This is a genomic window from Acaryochloris marina MBIC11017 (genome assembly GCF_000018105.1).
Taxonomy (GTDB): Bacteria; Cyanobacteriota; Cyanobacteriia; order Thermosynechococcales; family Thermosynechococcaceae; genus Acaryochloris; species Acaryochloris marina.
Window position 1 is genome coordinate 3,264,964 of record NC_009925.1, and the last position, 16,525, is coordinate 3,281,488.

At 48.7% G+C, this 16,525-nt stretch carries 17 protein-coding genes and 1 pseudogene; 10 read left to right on the forward strand and 8 right to left on the reverse strand.

The features are described from left to right. Positions 1 to 82: 82 nt before the first annotated feature. On the reverse strand, positions 83 to 1,429 hold the full coding sequence (locus tag AM1_RS14670; protein ID WP_012163634.1) for a flavin-containing monooxygenase: 1,347 nt from the start codon (positions 1,427 to 1,429) through the stop codon (positions 83 to 85). A gap of 23 nt (positions 1,430 to 1,452) precedes the next feature. Further along, positions 1,453 to 2,271: an SDR family NAD(P)-dependent oxidoreductase gene (locus tag AM1_RS14675; RefSeq protein WP_012163635.1), complete on the reverse strand. Its 819-nt coding sequence runs from the start codon at positions 2,269 to 2,271 to the stop codon at positions 1,453 to 1,455. A gap of 116 nt (positions 2,272 to 2,387) precedes the next feature. Between AM1_RS14675 and AM1_RS14680 the strand changes: the two genes are divergently transcribed. Then, positions 2,388 to 3,224 carry a GNAT family N-acetyltransferase gene (locus tag AM1_RS14680; RefSeq protein WP_012163636.1) on the forward strand — a complete coding sequence of 279 codons (837 nt, stop codon included), beginning with the start codon at positions 2,388 to 2,390 and terminating at the stop codon, positions 3,222 to 3,224. On the opposite strand, the gene AM1_RS14685 is transcribed toward AM1_RS14680, so the two are convergent. After that, complete coding sequence (locus tag AM1_RS14685; RefSeq protein ID WP_063710524.1) at positions 3,221 to 4,504, reverse strand: hypothetical protein; 1,284 nt, start codon at positions 4,502 to 4,504, stop codon at positions 3,221 to 3,223. The genes AM1_RS14680 and AM1_RS14685 overlap by 4 nt on opposite strands. A 195-nt stretch (positions 4,505 to 4,699) precedes the next feature. Between AM1_RS14685 and AM1_RS14690 the strand changes: the two genes are divergently transcribed. Further along, positions 4,700 to 4,912 carry a chlorophyll a/b-binding protein gene (locus AM1_RS14690; protein ID WP_010472313.1) on the forward strand — a complete coding sequence of 71 codons (213 nt, stop codon included), beginning with the start codon at positions 4,700 to 4,702 and terminating at the stop codon, positions 4,910 to 4,912. Between the two features lie 82 nt (positions 4,913 to 4,994). On the opposite strand, the gene rpaB is transcribed toward AM1_RS14690, so the two are convergent. Then, positions 4,995 to 5,708 (reverse strand): response regulator transcription factor RpaB, encoded by a 714-nt coding sequence (rpaB, locus tag AM1_RS14695; protein WP_012163638.1) that lies wholly within the window; start codon positions 5,706 to 5,708, stop codon positions 4,995 to 4,997. 147 nt (positions 5,709 to 5,855) lie between these two features. Then, positions 5,856 to 6,035: a hypothetical protein gene (locus tag AM1_RS41025; RefSeq protein ID WP_012163639.1), complete on the reverse strand. Its 180-nt coding sequence runs from the start codon at positions 6,033 to 6,035 to the stop codon at positions 5,856 to 5,858. A gap of 103 nt (positions 6,036 to 6,138) precedes the next feature. On the opposite strand from AM1_RS41025, the gene AM1_RS14700 reads away from it, so the two are divergent. From AM1_RS14700 to AM1_RS14725, 6 genes are all read left to right on the forward strand, one after another. Continuing rightward, a complete protein-coding gene (locus AM1_RS14700; protein WP_010470165.1) occupies positions 6,139 to 6,282 on the forward strand; it encodes a hypothetical protein in 144 nt (47 codons plus the stop codon). Positions 6,283 to 6,746: 464 nt separating this feature from the next. Continuing rightward, a complete protein-coding gene (locus tag AM1_RS14705) occupies positions 6,747 to 6,899 on the forward strand; it encodes a high light inducible protein (protein ID WP_010472315.1) in 153 nt (50 codons plus the stop codon). Between the two features lie 111 nt (positions 6,900 to 7,010). Continuing rightward, a complete protein-coding gene (locus tag AM1_RS14710) occupies positions 7,011 to 7,967 on the forward strand; it encodes an RNA polymerase sigma factor, RpoD/SigA family (protein ID WP_012163640.1) in 957 nt (318 codons plus the stop codon). 385 nt (positions 7,968 to 8,352) lie between these two features. Continuing rightward, positions 8,353 to 8,550, forward strand: coding sequence for a cyclic electron transport protein PGR5 (gene pgr5, locus AM1_RS14715; RefSeq protein WP_012163642.1), 198 nt, complete (start codon positions 8,353 to 8,355; stop codon positions 8,548 to 8,550). A gap of 206 nt (positions 8,551 to 8,756) precedes the next feature. Next, the gene (gene ftsH4 / locus AM1_RS14720) at positions 8,757 to 10,652 is read left to right on the forward strand and encodes an ATP-dependent zinc metalloprotease FtsH (protein WP_012163643.1); all 1,896 of its coding nucleotides are present in this window, start codon (positions 8,757 to 8,759) and stop codon (positions 10,650 to 10,652) included. Between the two features lie 369 nt (positions 10,653 to 11,021). Further along, entirely contained in the window at positions 11,022 to 12,764 is a 1,743-nt protein-coding gene (locus AM1_RS14725) for a hypothetical protein (protein ID WP_012163644.1), read from the forward strand. Positions 12,765 to 12,778: 14 nt separating this feature from the next. Here the strand turns inward: AM1_RS14725 and AM1_RS14730 are convergent, their stop codons facing one another. Further along, the gene (locus AM1_RS14730; RefSeq protein WP_012163645.1) at positions 12,779 to 13,186 is read right to left on the reverse strand and encodes a DUF6691 family protein; all 408 of its coding nucleotides are present in this window, start codon (positions 13,184 to 13,186) and stop codon (positions 12,779 to 12,781) included. A 10-nt stretch (positions 13,187 to 13,196) separates the two neighbouring features. Further along, positions 13,197 to 13,625, reverse strand: coding sequence for a YeeE/YedE family protein (locus tag AM1_RS14735; protein ID WP_012163646.1), 429 nt, complete (start codon positions 13,623 to 13,625; stop codon positions 13,197 to 13,199). Positions 13,626 to 13,779: 154 nt separating this feature from the next. Here AM1_RS14735 and AM1_RS14740 point away from each other — a divergent pair. Beyond that, positions 13,780 to 14,130 (forward strand): annotated as a pseudogene (locus AM1_RS14740) (response regulator); the annotation flags it as partial. A 164-nt stretch (positions 14,131 to 14,294) separates the two neighbouring features. On the opposite strand, the gene AM1_RS14745 reads toward AM1_RS14740, so the two are convergent. Further along, positions 14,295 to 15,014: a DsbA family protein gene (locus AM1_RS14745; protein WP_012163649.1), complete on the reverse strand. Its 720-nt coding sequence runs from the start codon at positions 15,012 to 15,014 to the stop codon at positions 14,295 to 14,297. Positions 15,015 to 15,107: 93 nt separating this feature from the next. On the opposite strand from AM1_RS14745, the gene AM1_RS14750 reads away from it, so the two are divergent. After that, positions 15,108 to 16,493, forward strand: a complete 1,386-nt coding sequence (locus AM1_RS14750; RefSeq protein ID WP_012163650.1) for a Glu/Leu/Phe/Val family dehydrogenase — start codon at positions 15,108 to 15,110, stop codon at positions 16,491 to 16,493. The last annotated feature ends 32 nt before the right edge of the window (positions 16,494 to 16,525 follow it).

The window sequence follows — 16,525 nt, forward strand, 5'->3', positions numbered from 1 at the left end:
GGCTAGGTAGGAGCTTCTTTTTTGACTATAACCTTATCTTTATGAGCAATGGGGCTTATTCAAGTCTCCCTAGCAGGTCCACCTAATTTGACATGGTTGTTCTCAGCATGTCATGGGTCTGAGCAGGTAGCGGTTGGTTCCTAAAGTTAGGATGCTGGGCGTCAATTTGATGGGCTTTTTGAGTAATGGAGCTAAATTGACGGTCGGTTTGTTCTAAGTCACTAAAAATTTGCTGTGGATCGAATAGATGGGTCGTTGGCAGTGTTTTACCGAGGGTTTTGAGTACTAACCCGATGGGCACATTAATTGTTTCTTGTAGCTTAAGATAGCGTGCCAAAACAGGGGCAAATGCACTAATAATCGAACCAATGCCGCCCCGAGGCTGATACCAACCTACAAAATAGAGACCCTTGTAATCATCCAGAAATGCACCGTCATAGCATTTAACCACTGAGCCTTGAACGCGTTGCAGCTCTGGCGCTAAAAACGGGTAAGCCACATAGTAGCCCGTGGCGCAAACGATCAGGTCGAAGTCTTCGCGGCTGCCATCTTCAAATTCCACTGAGTCTCCATCTAGCTTGCGGATGCCCGGCTTAGGAGTAATGCGACCATGCTTGATGTAGTAGGGAACTTCACTATTGATGGTGGGGTGTTTCTCAAAAATTCGATGCTTGGGTGTCGGTAGACCGTAACTTTCATGTTTGCCAAAGGTCAGACGGATCAGTAGATACACCATCAGCCGTTGATACCAGAGAGGGCTGGGGCCTTTACTGTTTTTGCTGAGGTCGGCTACGGGAACACCGGCAAAGGTTTTGGGAATAAACCAAGGGGTATCCCGCATACTCAAGACACATTTAGCCCCCACCCGGGCGGCTTCGGCGGCCAAGTCACAGGCTGAATTACCCGCACCGATCACTAAAATGCGTTTGCCAATGAGCTGTTGAGGGCGTTTGTAGTCCTTGGAGTGAATGATTTCTCCGTTAAAATGCCCTTCAAATTTTGGCAGTCGCTTGCACCAGTGATGGCCATTACAGAGCACAACCCCTTGATAGAGTCGCTGTTCATCATTGGCAAAGCTAACTTCCCAGAGATTATCTTCGACAGGGCGAACAAAGGTGATTTCGCGGTTGAGTTCAATGGTGTCTCGTAATCCAAAATGATCGGTAAAGGCGTTAATGTAATCCCGCATATTTTGGGCGCTGGGAAAGTCAGGATACGTTTCCGGCATAGGGAAGTTCGTAAACTGAGTGATGTTACGAGAAGAGATGATATGCGCCGTTTCGTAAACGCCATGGTACCAATTCCCGCCGATATCATCGCTGGCATCCACCTGATCGTAGGGAATCCCTGCTTCTTTTAGAGCCTGAGCCATTCCCAAGCCTGCGTAGCCAGCACCAATAATTAGATATTTTTCGGAGGTTGTTTGCACGGATTTTCGAGTGAATAACTGCGTTAAGACGGTTTTTGGTATTGTCGTTTGATCTGGTTCGTGGTCCATTGGAGCAGGCCCGGACAATATCGTTTGATCCGGGTTAGGACTCGGGCAGGCAGATCCGGAAAGACTTCTGGTTTGTTCTGCTGAATGCCCTGAAGGGTGGCTTGCATGATTTTATGGGGATCTGTGGTCATCCAGTGGGGCAGTTCCGATTTCCCCTGAGCGAGGGAGCCAAAGCTATCTGAGTTGAGAATCGGCGTCCGGCTAAAAAAGGGGTAGACCGTGGTGACTTTGATGTTGAAGTCTTTCACCTCGCTGCGGACCCCATCACTGTACCCCCGTAGCCCAAATTTACTGGCGGCATAGCCGGTTAACCCGGTTGGAGCAATCCAGCCAGCGACGGATGAAATATTCACGATATGGCCCTGGCGGCGGGTAATCATATCTGCTACAAACCGGTTACTCAAGCGCATGGGAGCCAAGAGATTGAGCTGCATCATTAGTTCCCAGCGTTCGGTTGGGGTCTCATCCATGCGTCCATAGAGGGCAATGCCAGCATTGTTAATCAAAATATCAACAGGATGATTGAGGGCTTGAACGTTCTGATAAAGATCCTCACACCCGTCTGCCGTGCCCAAGTTGGCCACAAAACTGGGCAGTAGTTCTCCGGGGTGGCGGTCTGGATTGAGTTTTTCGGCCTGCTGTTCCAGCAAGGCCCCATCGATATCCGTGCGGATCACTCGACTGCCTGCCTCTAACAACAGTTGAGTCAGCTCGTGGCCAAATCCCCCGGTTGCTCCGGTTAAGAGAACGACGGCATTATTTAACTCGGTCATGGCTAGACCTTCGGTTACTGTGATCAAATTGTAAAAGATGTATGGATGTCAGGGACCTCTTGTCTATTCACTTTTATGATCGGGGGGCCTACCCCTACTCACCCCTGAGGCAATGAATGGACTTCCAAATCCGGCCGGCTCAACAAACAGATCTCCCTAGGATTCGGGCTTGGGCTGTACAAGAATCCTGGAATCCGGGCCGGTATGACTTGGAAGTGTATTGGCGACAAAATAGTCTGCTGGTGGGTTGGTTAGGGGATCAGCCCGTGGGCTGTATTTCTGCGGCTGCTTATGATGCAGACTTTGGGTTTTTAGGCTGTTATTTGGTCGATCATCGCCATCGAGGCCATGGCTATGGTCGATTTTTATGGGAGAAAGCGATTGCTTCACTTCCGGCTCGCTGTATTGGCCTAGAAGGGGCGGTGGCTCTGCAGGATACCTATCTCCGCCATGGATTTGTCAAATCTTGTTTGCATGTTCGCCATCAACTGCAGTCTGGTAATGGCGATCCAGTTGCGTCGTTGTTGCAGGCCATTCATGCCATACCGTTTGAGCAAGTGCTGGACTACGATACGCGTCATTTTGTGGGGATGCGATCGCAATTCTTGCAGCATTGGCTAGGAAGCCCAGAAATGCAGGGCTGGGGATTCGTTCAGGCGGATCAGCTGCTCGGCTATGGCCTGATTCGTCCGGCAGATATGGGGTACCGGATTGGACCCCTCTTTGCCGATAGGGCTGAGGTGGCTCAGCAGCTGTTGGCCGCTCTTTTGCAGATACCGCCCCCTGATCAGCCCGTTTATATGGATGTGCCGAAAAGTAATGAACAGGCGAATCAGCTGATGAAAAACGTTCAGGCTATTCCTTTGTTTAGTAATTGCCGCATGTATAAGGGGGAGTTTCCAGAGCTACCCTTAGATGAAATTTATGGAGTGACCACTCTAGAAATGGGCTAGGGGCTTGGTGTGCGGAGGATAGTACCCGAGAGGGGATGGGCCGTAGGGGTATAAGACTTAAGGCCATATTCGGCACCGTAATCCGTGCCTAGGCCGAAATACCATTGGTTTTGGTATTGGGTGAGCGATCGCGCAAAGGTATCGGCTTCAAACCGCAGAATTTCACACCAGTGCTGAGGGTGATTGGCTTGCCTGACACGATTGATAAATCGGAGTTTGCCCGCGCCCCGCTGTCGCTCACTGGTCAAAACAAATAGGCCTTTCGGGGTTGTAATCACATCCCAAGGGACTTCCTGGGGCTTCAATTGGACGCGCTGCACCTGGGTGTTGTTGGAGGCTAGGGAGGTAGCGATAAATAAACCGGGGGGTTGAAGATGAGGATCTGCACTGTTGAGCACTCGGATGGCTTGCGAGGTATGAGAGATATACCGGGAGCCTTTGCTGATATAAGCCAGCTGGGATTGGAAAACCGCCGTTTTCCTGACCTGAGTGGCTTGCGAGTGATTGGGGAATAGAGTGGTTCGATCTAAATCTTGCCGTTGAATCGGCTTGAGGGTTGACCCAACCTGCCAAGGACGTCCGCCGACAAAGATATACAGGGACTTTTCAAACCGGGCCATATGGGCAGGACTGGTGTTCAAGGTTTGGATATCTTGCCAGGTCTGTCCTTTATCCCTGGAGGTGATTAAATAGCCCCGGTTGTCTGACCTGCGGATCACGGACCATAATTGGTCTGCGAATTTTGCAATGGACCAGACATGCACTCCCCCGGGCAAGGTGCGAATTTTTTGCCACTCCTGCTGTTGAAGACGGTAGATATTGCCCAAGTCCCAGCTCTCTCGGGCATCAATCCCAGGGGTATATAATTCCGAGTCAATGGTCTGAAAGCTGCGAATCTCTTCTTCTGGGGCAACGAACTTGAACTGAAACTGGTTGGCATTGGGGTCGAAAAACCACAAAGGAATTGGCCCTTGATTGGCATTGCTATCGCCATGGCCTAGATAGATTTGATTTTGAAAGGGCACCATGACCCACACATTGCGAGCATAGGGTTGAGACTTGGCATACTGGCCGGTTGTAAAAGGCGAACCCAAATTCTCTAGGCGTGAGGTGACATCAGTGGTGGGAACCTGGGAACAGACCTGGACAGCTGAAGAAGACCCTAAAGGCCATTGCACAAACTGAGAGGCGATGGCACCTGTTCCTGCGATCACACCGATCAGAATTAGCGCCCAGCGCCCATAGTGGGGGTGTTTAGGGAGTGAAGGTCTGAGGTTCACAAGTGACAAGGGCTAGGGATGTAAAACGGCTTGGGTCTAGAGCACTGGGTCCAGAATATAGCGGATTTATAAGCTGGCTCAACTGGATAACAATGCATAACGTTTGGAATAGATCAGAGATTCGCAATGTTTCTTTACAAAAATTGCTTGCTTGTGTTACATTTATTTACATAATCAATTACGGAGCTTACACACATGACATCTAGCGGATATACCTCTGACGATCGCGGTCGCGTTAATCGTTTTGCAGTAGAGCCTAAGACTGCTGCTAAAGCCGAACCTGTATTTGGTTTTAATAAGGATGCTGAAAGATATAGTGGCCGTCTAGCTATGATCGGCTTCTTCGGAATTTTATTAATTGAACTGGCCACCAATCTCACCTTTGTCCAGATTGTGACCGGCGCATAGTTGCGAACACCATCATCCATGCCAAGCTGAGGTACTGCCTCAGCTTTTTGCTTTTTAAAGCGTCAAGGAACCAGAGATAGCCTTAATCACCCCGTTGGATGGCATAGCCTACGCCTCGTACAGACAAGATCAAGTCGGGTTCTTCCGTATCTTCTTTCAGCTTGTTCCGGAGGCGCGACATATGAACATCGACGACACGGGTATCAATCTTGCCGTCAGGGCTATAGCCCCAAACCTTTTGTAAAAATTCAACTCTAGAGATGGGTTCTCCGGGGCGGCTAACCAGCAGCTCTAGTAGATTAAATTCGAGATGAGTGAGCTGAATGCGTTCTTTATCTTTATAGACTTGGCGTTTATTGGTATCAATTTCTAGATGGCCGACCTGAATCACTCCGGCTGATTTATGGTGAGAAGAGTGGGATTTTGTAATCCGTCGAAGAATACAGCGAATGCGTGACTCTAGTTCTTTGGGAGAAAACGGCTTGACCATATAGTCGTCTGCGCCCATTTCCAGACCCGTAATCCGATCGGCGACGTCTGAAAGAGCCGTCAACATAATGATGGGGACATCTGATTCTTGCCGTAGGGATTGGCAGACCTGATACCCGTTCAGCTTGGGCATCATGACATCCAAAATAATCAAATCTGGTTCTTGATGCTGAAACACTTGCAGGGCTTCCTCGCCATCAGCGGCAGTGATGACAACGAACCCCATCATGGAGAGACGAGTTTCTAGGATCCGACGAATGCTAGCTTCATCATCAGCGACTAGAATTTTTTGCTGCTGATCTTTCAAACTACTTTAGTATCCAAAGACAGACAACGTTGAAGAGACTAATACTCTTTGAACCATGAATAAAAAGCCCAATAAAGTATGAATATGAAGTTTTTTTACATATTCTTAGAGGCTTCTAGAACTTGAGTTTAGCAGTTGGTAGTCGGTTCACTGCATTGTTGTGTCAAAGTTTGCGCTTTCGGTGACAGAGACGCCACTGGAGACAGACAACAATTGCTCTTTGATGGGCAAGGGACAGATGCAGTTCAACCCAGGATTAGGGTTGTGTGGACAACGATAGACCTGGATGTCAGTAGGCTCAAACCTTACAAGATCTTGAATATCCATAGTTTGAACAAAAAGCCCTTAATTGTTTGACATGTCTTTACATTTCTGTTACATTTATTTACATAAAGTTACGACACACATGCATTAATCGGAGTCTACTCACATGAATACATCTAATAATTTCTTTGGATTTAACCCCTTTGCTGAAGCTTGGAGCGGTCGCTTAGCTATGGTGGGTTTCTACGCCGCTATCGTGATTGAACTGGTGACAGGCAAAGGCGTGTTGCATTTCTGGGGTTTGATGTAAGCACTCAGGTTGATGGGCCAATCATATCTAGCTCAACCTGAAAGAGATGAAATAGCCCTCATGCCTTGCCTGCACTGCATTGATAGAGGCTAAAAATCACTATCTTGCAGTGCTCTGGAGCCTACACCAGCTGACTTAGTGCAGCCCCAAAAAGTTCAATCCTTCTCTGTTAGTAGCCAGCCAAACTGCAAAAATGCCTTTAATCCTCGCCAGATAAAGGCTTGCCGTTGGTAAAGCCCAGCAGCTTAATTCTCATTATCAAACTGACCTCAGCTACATAGCTGGGGTTTTCTTTTGGGGGTATGTAACAACATGTCTCCTCAATATGAGAAGTCCAAACCCTTGTGAAATCCTCATTTCGAGCATATGAAGGAAGCGATGTTTTCATATTCTTGACAAAACGTTACACATTAAGTTACATTTATTTACATAAGATTCATTTCTCGTTTACGGAGTCCAACGCTATGAGTACACAAAATCCAATCTGGGGTTTCACCGACTTTGCAGAAACCTTTGGTGGTCGCTTGGCCATGATGGGATTCTTTCTTGCCCTGGTGACTGAAGTGCTGACCGGTCAAGGAATTGTCGGTCAGATTGCCGCCTTACTAAACTTCTAAACCAGTGTTTTGGGTTTAGAACGACTCTAGTTCATCTTTAATATTTTTTCCCCGGCATGTGCCGGGGAGTTTTATTTATCAGTTATCTGTGTTTACCCAAACATTGCCATTATGAAAAATTCATTTGTTAGTAAAGATTCAATCACTACCTACCTGCGTGAGATTAGCCGCTTTCCTCTGTTGAATCATGAACAAGAAGTCATCTTTGGCAAGCAGGTACAACGCCTAACAGCTTTGCAGGAGATGAAGCAGGAACTGCAAGATCACCTTGACCGAGAGCCGACCCAAAAAGAATGGGCAGAAAAAGCCCAAGTGTCTGTAGCGCAACTGCAAAAAGAATTGAAGTTAGGCCACAAAGCCAATCGCAAAATGGTGGAATCTAATTTGCGCCTGGTGGTCTCAATTGCCAAGAAGTACAATAAAGCGAAAGTTGAGTTTTTGGATTTGATCCAAGAAGGCACAATTGGTCTGCAACGGGGTGTCGAAAAATTTGACCCGATGAAAGGCTATCGCTTCTCTACCTATGCCTACTGGTGGATTCGTCAAGCCATGACTCGTGCGATCGCAGAACAAGAACGAACCATCCGCTTACCGATTCATATCAATGAAAAACTCAGTAAGCTGCGCAAGGTCAGACGCCAACTGTCGCAAAAACTCCATCGCGACCCTACTGTGCAAGAGCTAGCGGTAGAGATGGACCTCGCGCCTAAAAAGATTGAAGACTATCTTAACTATGCGCGTCGCTCGATCTCGTTAGATATTCAGATTGGTGACCAGCAAAATACAGAGCTATGGGAATTGCTAGAAGATCCTAATGAATCTCCCGATACCTATGCTACGGCCTCTTCTCTGCGTTCGGATTTAGCCAAGCTGCTTCAAGACCTCAGCCCGCAGCAGCGGGAAGTGATTACTTTGCGATACGGCCTGATTGACCAAAATCCGCTGACCTTAGCAAAGGTGGGTGAACGTCTAAACGTCAGCCGGGAATGGGTTCGCCGGGTTGAGCGGGAAGCCTTTAAGATTTTGCGATCGCAAAAAGTGATGCTGCAAGAATATATGGCTTGCTAAGCAACGATTTCCAATCTCAATCTGCGCATCAGCTACTCTTCTGCCTGCAAGAGTAGCTTTTTTGTAACAGAAAATTTACACTTTGGTAGCCTATCCTTTGAGTTGGGAATCTTAGATTGTCGCTTTCACCGGGAGAATGATGGTTTAAAACAAAAAGACTATATTGCGTTTATTTTTCTTTTTATTCAGTTTTATCTAATAAAAATCTCAATAAATCAGCTTTTCTTGAATTTACTCTTTTATAAGCTGATTTAATTTGTTTTTTGGGATCTTTATACCTTAATGAATTAAGTACCATCAGTTTTAAATACTCGCAACTTTTGTTGACATTATGTTACAAATTAGTTAAAATATTTAACATAACGTTACACAAAAGGAATTCATCATGTTTGCTCCCCTCGTCGTGCTAGTCCGCAACATTGTCGGTCAACCCAGATTTATCAAACTCCGTGGGAAAGCCATTGCCCTGCATTCAAAAGCCATTACCAACTTCTGCAATCAGATTGGTATTGATCGGAGTCGTCGTCAGGGTTGGATTCGACTAGCACGCGATAACGGCAAACGTCTGGGCTTACTTGCCTAAAGAATGAGTCCCTAGGATGGCTATCTACGCCTTAAAGCAGATGTGTCATCACTCAAAGGGCTGCATCATGGCAAAGAGCTAACTTCTTGCAAATCAGCGCTACAACCGTTCAGATTTTCACTTTTTGGGTGGCTCAACTTTCGGGTCATTGAAGCTTTTTTACTCCCTTAAACCATCCGCATCATTTTTTAACTAAGGACATTCTCATGCCAGTAAACGATAAACCACGACGCCCACGTCCCAATCCTCTCAGCACCATTTTGCTGCTGCTTCCTTTAGCCTTACTCGTTGTCAATTTAGTCTTGACCTTTGGTAATGGTTCCCGCGTCTCTAAAGTGCCCTATAGTTTTTTCATCGAACAAGTTCAGGACGAGCAAGTGGCTCGGGTCTCCGTTGGCCAGAATGTCATTCGTTATCAGATGAAAGATATGGATGGTAACCCGGGTCAAGTCCAAGAAACCACCCCGATTTTCGACCTAGAGCTGCCCAAACTTCTCGAATCCAAAGGCGTCGAATTCGCCGCCACTCCCCCTCCTAGCAACCGCTGGTTCACCACCCTATTGAGCTGGGTCATCCCCCCCGTCATCTTCGTCGCCATCTTCCAATTCTTCAGCCGCGGCGGCATCGGTGGCGGTGGTCCCCAAGGAGCCCTCTCCGTCACCAAAAACAAAGCCAAAGTCTACGTCGAAGGCGATGACAACAAAGTCACCTTTGATGACGTGGCTGGTGTAGAAGAATCTAAAACTGAACTCGAAGAAATTGTAGAATTCCTCAAGTCTCCCCAACGCTTTACTGAGATTGGTGCCAAGATTCCCAAAGGTGTTCTCTTAGTGGGTCCTCCTGGAACTGGTAAAACCTTAATGGCCAAAGCCGTCGCTGGTGAAGCAGGCGTGCCCTTCTTCAGCATCTCTGGTTCAGAATTTGTAGAACTGTTTGTTGGTACCGGTGCGGCCCGAGTCCGTGACCTGTTTGAACAAGCTAAAAAGAAAGCCCCCTGCATTATCTTTATTGACGAACTTGATGCCATTGGTAAATCTCGGGCTGGTGGAAATGGTTTCGTCGGCGGTAATGACGAACGCGAGCAAACCCTCAATCAGCTGCTCACCGAAATGGATGGCTTTGGAGCCGGAGATGCCACCGTTATCGTCCTAGCTGCTACCAACCGTCCTGAAACCTTAGACCCCGCCCTTCTGCGTCCCGGTCGCTTTGACCGCCAAGTCCTCGTAGATCGTCCAGACCTCACAGGTCGTCTGGCCATCTTGGAAATCTATGCCAAGAAAGTGAAGCTGGGTGAGAACGTAGACCTTAAAGCCATGGCTACCCGTACCCCAGGTTTTGCTGGCGCAGACCTCGCTAACTTGGTGAATGAAGCCGCCCTATTAGCCGCCCGTCGAGGCAGCAAGGTCGTTGAGACTCAAGACTTTGCCGAAGCCATTGAGCGCGTCGTTGCTGGACTAGAGAAAAAGAGCCGCGTCCTCAACGACAAAGAGAAGAAGATCGTTGCTTATCACGAAGTCGGTCATGCCCTCGTCGGAGCCAAGATGTCTGGTACGGATCAAGTGGAGAAGATTTCCATTGTTCCTAGAGGTATGGCAGCCTTAGGCTACACCCTCCAGGTCCCGACAGAAGATCGCTTCTTGTTAAACGAAGCTGAACTCAAAGGTCAGATTGCCACGCTTCTAGGTGGACGAGCTGCAGAAGAAGTCATCTTTGGTAGCATCACCACAGGTGCATCCAATGACTTACAGCGAGCCACGGACTTAGCCGAGCAAATGGTCACCTCCTATGGCATGAGTGAAGTGTTAGGACCCCTGGCTTATGACAAGGGTCAGCAGAATAACTTCCTCGGTGGCGGTATGAATGCGAGACGAATGGTCAGTGATGAAACAGCCAAAGCCATTGATAAGGAAGTCAAGGGCATAGTGGAAACCGCTCATCAGGAAGCTCTGAGTATTCTCAAAGAGAATAAGGAATTACTGGAGACGATTTCGGAGCAGTTGTTGGAGTCAGAGGTGATTGAAGGCGAGGGCCTCCGAGAGATGCTGGCTAAGGTTCATCCTGAATCCCATGTCCAGACTGCGGAAGAGCCCGTAGCGGTCTAATAACCCAATTGTGTTTTCCTTTTAGATGGCCCCCTGCTTAGCAGGGGGCCATTTTTCGGTTGATGGAGGGATAGGCTGAGTTGGTCGATAAACCATTTTGCCTGCAGTTCAGCAATGCTAATGATTTATTAATATAAGGAAAATCACTTTTTGCTCTCAAACTGCTGACTCATCTGTATTTAGTCATTCTAGCTGTTGACTATAAAAGCTAGAAAATAGCAATAAATCAAAACTTGTTAAATTACTTGAACCCAGACCTTTTGAACGCTAACTTTGGCCGCGTTCGCTTGGTTTAATTCTTGTTACTCTAGGTCGCTTTGTCACCGCTGAATTCTAAAATGTGTCGCAAGATACACTAATCAGGTAGCTATGGAACGTGTTTTCGGACGGCTAAGATCGAATGCCATTACTGCAGTTGTCGCTTTACCTTTGGGTTTAGGATGTCTTGTCAGCGGTTCAGCTCTGGGGCAATCTTCTATTGACTATGAGATTTGGGGGTCAGATCAGTCCAATTCTAGAGCTGATGCTGGGGCACCCGGGGTGAGCGGGAGTTGGCTCTGGATTTGGGACAGTCAGGATATCCAAGGGAAACTGAGGGCAAACAAAGCCCCGCAACCGCTCGGCTGTGATGGGAACAACGCCGCAGGAGCAGGTCCATGTAATCTCTACGATGTGTTTCCGAGCAATCTGGCTGAGCATGATAGTGATGGTGCTACGGGCAAAACGCTGGAAGATTTGTCTGGGTTTGGACGACTACATGGTATGTTGCCCGATCCGCAAAATCGCTACATGAACTTGAATATTTTTGCCCCAGATGGTGGCTATGTAGGGATTATGGATGGAGAGAGTAAAGCTGCGATCGCGCTCTTCCGGGTGTCAGGTACCTCTAGTGGTCGTTCTGTTCACATGTCTTTCTGGAATGCAGATGGTTCAGCACTGTTGGTGGCCAACCTGCATGGCAAAGTTTTAGAGCGGATTGACGTTGAACGGGACAGTAATGGCAAAATTACCCAAGCAACGCTGAATCGGGCTGCAGCTTTGGGAGTGGGTAAAGGCTTGCAGATTACCGATCAGCCTAAGGTCTATCTTGGTAACAACGCTCAAGGGCAGCCGATGCTCGGCAGTATTTCGGGGGCTTACGACACAGATGCCTTAGGGGATTTAACCCCGAAAGGGGACTGTAAAGAGAATGGGTGCGCTGCTGAGGCTGATGGTGACCAAGGGGGACGCCCCAACAACGTCATTATTTGCCCCATTGTTTCTGACAGCAATAAGGCTTATATCACCTTTGGCGCTGGTGGGCTACTGGTGGCAGATACAACGACGACACCGATGACCATTGTGGGTGAATACGGCAATCAAGCTATCAATGGTGCAGGCTGTGGCGGTGTGCAGGTCAACAAAAATATGTGGTTGAATGCAGGGGTTTCAGCCTCTAGCGCAGGGGCAACCCAATCCACCTTTACCATCTACACCCTGGATGACTCAGCCTTTAGCTCCACCGCTAGTCAGCCTGAGCCGCAGGTGATCTTTAGAGACAGCACTAATACTGCCACCATCGGCAGTGCTCAGGGCGCAGCGACCAACGACACAGGCCAACTACCCGGAACCACCACTCGGCGTGATTCCCACGGTATGGCCAAAACGACTTCAGGCAAATTCATCCACACTGTAGACCGCATTCAAAACACGGTGGACGTCATCAACACAGAGACGCTTGAACGAAGTACTTATGACCTCACCTCTGCTAATGGAAAAGGTCAAGGACTGGGAGCCTGTGCTGCTACATCGGTGTCAGATGACCCTGCGTTACCCAAAAACGATCCAGCGCCCGATCTCTTGGAAGCAACGCCCGACGGTCAGTATTTGGTGGTCGCCCTGCGAGGGCCTGTCCCCGTCTCGGTGAATCATTCTGCGCAGGGGAGTTGCCCTGGTGTTGGCTTAATCAAGCTGACCCAGAACGGGGCCTCAGGACGTTTGTTTGGCGTGCTGAGATCGACGAACACGGTTGACACTGCCACAGGCAGTGCACCGGGAGGACATGCCTATACAGGGCTGGAGCGCAGTGATGTCCATGGAGCGGCGGTGCGACGGAAGTCACCGCTTCGCTGAGCAGGCCAAGGGATTTATTGCTGAAACCGCCGATATGCCAACGATCCAGCAACGAAAGCGCCTACAAACAGTACCGGATTCCAAATCCCTAGTACGAGGGCTGTGAGGCTGGGACCGGGGCAGTAGCCTGTGATGCCCCAGCCAATTCCAAAGATGATGGCTCCGGTGATCAGTTTCCGGTCAATGTCTTTGCGGTTGGGCATGCTGAAGGTACTGACCAGCACGGGCTGCTTGCGACCCAAAACCCAGCGAAAACTTAAAAGCGTTACCCCCACGGCTCCTCCAAGCACGAAAATGAGGGTTGGATCCCACTTTCCCGCAATATCTAGGAACCCGATCACCCGTTCTCGATCCACCATTTGGGACAGGCCGAGTCCTAGGCCAAATAGGATGCCGGAGAGTAAAGCGATCAGCTGTTGCATCCTATTTTCCTCACAATCCGCCTGGTAGAACGTGGTGGGTGAGAAAGACCGTTGCGATCGCGCTCGCCATAAAAGTCAGGACTGCAACCAGCGATCGCAGAGACAGGCGACCCAAACCACAGACGCCGTGCCCGCTGGTGCAACCATTTCCCATCCGCGTGCCAAATCCAACAAGGAAACCACCGCCCAGCATTGCCCACGGCGCGAAGGTAGAAATGGGGGTGGGCTGAGCCGCAAGAACGTACTCGTAGAGGGCGCTGCCCATTAGCATGCCAACGATAAATATCCACCGCCAGCTTTCCGCAGATTTGAAGCTAATTGCACCATTCACAATGCCGCTGATCCCGGCAATACGGCCATTGAATAGCAGTAGCACTGTGGCACTGGTACCAATTAATATCCCCCCGAAGAGGGCCGTTAGTTCATTGAAGCCAATCACTTAAAACCACTAGTCTGCAGGATTGGGGATGTTGCTTTTCACTTGTTTAATATACTTGAGTTTGGATTCAGTTGGGATTGTGCTGAGTAGATGAAAACCAGATGAAATGACAATAGTCTCAGTAGAATCGGCTTCATGGTCAGGAGCTGAGACAATGCGAATCCTGCTGGTAGAAAATGAAGGAGATTTGGGACAGGCAATTAAACAAGTGCTGGTCGGCGAAAAGTATGTGGTGGACTGGGTGACTGATGGGGCACAAGCGTGGCACTGTTTAGAAAGCCGGTGGACGGATTACACGGTTGCCATTTTTGATTGGCTGCTGCCAGAACTCTCGGGTTTAGAGCTATGTCAGCGACTTAGAGACCGCCAAAATCCACTTCCCATTTTGATGTTGACTGCTTTGGGGCAACCTGAAAATCGCATTGCTGGCCTGGATGCTGGGGCCGACGATTATTTGATGAAGCCCTTCATCATGGAAGAACTGCTAGCAAGACTGCGAGCCTTACATTTCTTGATCTATCAAGGCTAAACCCATATCTAGCGGTAGTTTGCAAGCTGTGGTTTTTCTGTCAATCGTCTGCAGCGATTTGCTCAAAGAGATTCGGGTGCTGAACAAGTGCAATTGCTTAGCTGAGAAGTGCAGTTTTGTCTTTGCCTTGGTGTTGATTATCAGTTTTTGAGTAAAGCGTTGACGGTTGAGCCATTGAAGGGCAAGGGTAAGACTTGGCCGTTGAGGGCAAAAAATGGCGTTCCCGTAATCCCGATGCTTTGGGCCAGATCTAGATCTGAATTGATGGCTTTAAGGGCGGCATCACTGTTGCGATCGCGATCAAACTGCGCCAGATCCAACTTCAGTTGCTGGGCAATGTCCGTGTAGAGCTTGTCCCCTAATTCATCTTGTCGAGTAAAAAGTGCATCATGGTAGGACCAAAATTGTCCTTGTTGCTGAGCAGCCCAAGCTGCTTTTGCTGCAGACAGGGCTTGGTCATGGATGGACTGGAGGGGGAGATGTTTATAGGTAAAGGTGAATTGATTCGGATTTTGCTGCAAAAAGGCCTGCACATCGCTAGCGGCTTGGGCACAAAAGGGACATTGGAAATCAGAAAACTCCACTAATAAGTTGGGGCTATTCTGAGCACCCGTGGTAGGTGAGCTTCCGACTAAAGCATTAGGCTTCAGCTTTTCGATCGCCGCTTGCTGGGCTTGTTGCTGGGCCTGTTTTTGGTTCTGTTGATAGGTTTGTACCGACTCAATAATGGCTTCAGGGTGATTTCGAATAATCTGTAAAACCTGTTCTTCCAGATTGTCAACGGCCAAGGCTGGCGTGCCCCAACCAAGCCATAGCCATAGACTCAGCAGTCCCATTGCAATGAATCGGAGTGATTGCATTGTTCCCCCTTCCTTGGGTTTTAGAGAATAATAGCGTGATTTGTTCTTTTTGCCGGTCCTTGGCTTTGCAGCGATTAATGGTTGCGTTTCGTTATGTTTGTTGAATCTCGACTGAGATCGCACGCCCAAACCCAAAGTCGAGAGTACGCTAGAATCAGCCCTTCACAGCAGGATAGTCTCGTGGGTACGGATGATCAACTCTTTAGCGATGCCACTCACCGCCTAACCACTGCCTTAGAGCATGTGGATTTACCCGAAGATGTTTTGGAAACCTTGAAATATCCTAAGGCCCAACTCGGAGTCTCCATTCCGGTGCGTATGGATAATGGCGAACTGAAAATCTTTCAAGGCTATCGTGTCCGCTATGACGACACTCGCGGTCCGGCTAAGGGTGGGGTTAGGTATCATCCCGGCGTCTCCATTGATGAAGTCCAGTCCTTGGCATTTTGGATGACCTTTAAATGTGCTGCCCTAAACTTGCCCTTTGGCGGTGGCAAAGGCGGGATTACGGTCGACCCTAAATCCCTCTCCCGGATGGAGCTAGAGCGTTTAAGCCGAGGCTATATTGATGCCATTGCTGATTTTATTGGCCCGGATGTGGATATTCTGGCTCCCGATGTCTATACCAACCCGATGATTATGGGCTGGATGATGGATCAGTACAGCATTATCAAACGCCAAATTTGCCGAGGAGTGGTCACGGGAAAACCCCTAGCAATTGGGGGCAGTGTAGGCAGAAACACAGCCACGGGGATGGGAGCTTTTTTCGTGATTGAAGCGATGGCACCAAAGTTGGAGCTGATTCCTGAGCAAACCACAGTGGCGGTGCAAGGGTTTGGTAATGCTGGAGCGGTTGTTGCCGAGCTGCTAAATAAAGTGGGCTATAAAGTCGTTGCCGTTAGCGATTCTCAGGGCGGTATTTATGCCCCGCAAGGTTTGGATATTGCCAGTATCCGCAAGCATAAAGACGCCAGCCGCTCCATGAAGGCGGTCTATTGTGATGGCAGTGTCTGCAGCATTATTGAGCATGACACGATCACGAATGAAGAGCTGTTGGCCTTAGACGTGGATGTGTTGATTCCTGCTGCTTTGGAGAATCAAATCACGGCTGATAATGCCCAGCAGATCAAGGCGAAATATATTTTCGAGGTGGCTAATGGTCCTGTCACTTCAGCCGCAGATGCAATTTTAGTAGAGTCTGGCACGACGGTCTTCCCGGATATTTTGGTAAATGCGGGGGGCGTCACGGTGAGCTATTTTGAATGGGTGCAAAATCGGAGTGGTCTCTACTGGACGAAGGCAGAGGTGCAGAAGCAGCTTCAGCAAAAGATGGTGGAGGAGACGGAGACAATTTGGCAAATTGCTCAAACTAAAACAATCTCTGTAAGGACTGCGGCCTATGTGCATGCCCTCAACCGAATTGGTGAAGCTGTAACGGCTAAAGGGACAAGGGACTACTATGCGAATCACCCATCATGATCTGAATTTGTGTCCTGTCGCTATTGCTTTAA

What these genes read in the sequence shown, in the direction of transcription:
- AM1_RS14675 (WP_012163635.1), bottom strand. Translation starts at nt 2,271, where the DNA reads ATGACCGAGTTAAATAATGCCGTCGTTCTCTTAACCGGAGCAACCGGG.
- AM1_RS14680 (WP_012163636.1), top strand. Translation starts at nt 2,388, where the DNA reads ATGGACTTCCAAATCCGGCCGGCTCAACAAACAGATCTCCCTAGGATT.
- AM1_RS14690 (WP_010472313.1), top strand. Translation starts at nt 4,700, where the DNA reads ATGACATCTAGCGGATATACCTCTGACGATCGCGGTCGCGTTAATCGT.
- AM1_RS41025 (WP_012163639.1), bottom strand. Translation starts at nt 6,035, where the DNA reads ATGGATATTCAAGATCTTGTAAGGTTTGAGCCTACTGACATCCAGGTC.
- AM1_RS14700 (WP_010470165.1), top strand. Translation starts at nt 6,139, where the DNA reads ATGAATACATCTAATAATTTCTTTGGATTTAACCCCTTTGCTGAAGCT.
- AM1_RS14705 (WP_010472315.1), top strand. Translation starts at nt 6,747, where the DNA reads ATGAGTACACAAAATCCAATCTGGGGTTTCACCGACTTTGCAGAAACC.
- AM1_RS14710 (WP_012163640.1), top strand. Translation starts at nt 7,011, where the DNA reads ATGAAAAATTCATTTGTTAGTAAAGATTCAATCACTACCTACCTGCGT.
- pgr5 (WP_012163642.1), top strand. Translation starts at nt 8,353, where the DNA reads ATGTTTGCTCCCCTCGTCGTGCTAGTCCGCAACATTGTCGGTCAACCC.
- ftsH4 (WP_012163643.1), top strand. Translation starts at nt 8,757, where the DNA reads ATGCCAGTAAACGATAAACCACGACGCCCACGTCCCAATCCTCTCAGC.
- AM1_RS14725 (WP_012163644.1), top strand. Translation starts at nt 11,022, where the DNA reads ATGGAACGTGTTTTCGGACGGCTAAGATCGAATGCCATTACTGCAGTT.
- AM1_RS14730 (WP_012163645.1), bottom strand. Translation starts at nt 13,186, where the DNA reads ATGCAACAGCTGATCGCTTTACTCTCCGGCATCCTATTTGGCCTAGGA.
- AM1_RS14745 (WP_012163649.1), bottom strand. Translation starts at nt 15,014, where the DNA reads ATGCAATCACTCCGATTCATTGCAATGGGACTGCTGAGTCTATGGCTA.
- AM1_RS14750 (WP_012163650.1), top strand. Translation starts at nt 15,108, where the DNA reads ATGTTTGTTGAATCTCGACTGAGATCGCACGCCCAAACCCAAAGTCGA.